The following is a 273-nucleotide window of genomic DNA, read 5'->3' on the forward strand; positions in this document are numbered from 1 at the left end:
CCGCGGCCGCGGCCGCGGCCGCGGCCAGGGCGGCGGCGGTGCCGGTGCCGGCGCTCTGCACCGCCTCCACCGACTCGGCCGTGCGCAGCCCGAGGGCGCCGGTGGCCTCCTCGCTCGCTGCACGGTACGCCTCGACGGCATCCGCGGTCCGGGCGCCGACTTGGCCGGACGCAGCTTCGGCCGCTTCGCGGAAGGCCTCGACCGCCTCCGCCGTGCGCGCGCCGACCTCGCCCGAGGCCGCCTCCGCGGCGCCGCGGAGCGCGCGGAAGAGCT

The 273-nt window shown here is 81.7% G+C and carries 1 protein-coding gene; it reads right to left on the reverse strand.

Features of this window, described 5'->3' with window-relative positions:
• Positions 1-273, reverse strand: a 273-nt coding sequence (locus ACKUB9_RS13225) for a hypothetical protein (protein ID WP_410825823.1), incomplete at both ends; no start/stop codon positions are given.

It is taken from the genome of Methylobacterium oryzisoli, from assembly GCF_046557895.1.
Lineage (GTDB): Bacteria > Pseudomonadota > Alphaproteobacteria > Rhizobiales > Beijerinckiaceae > Methylobacterium > Methylobacterium oryzisoli.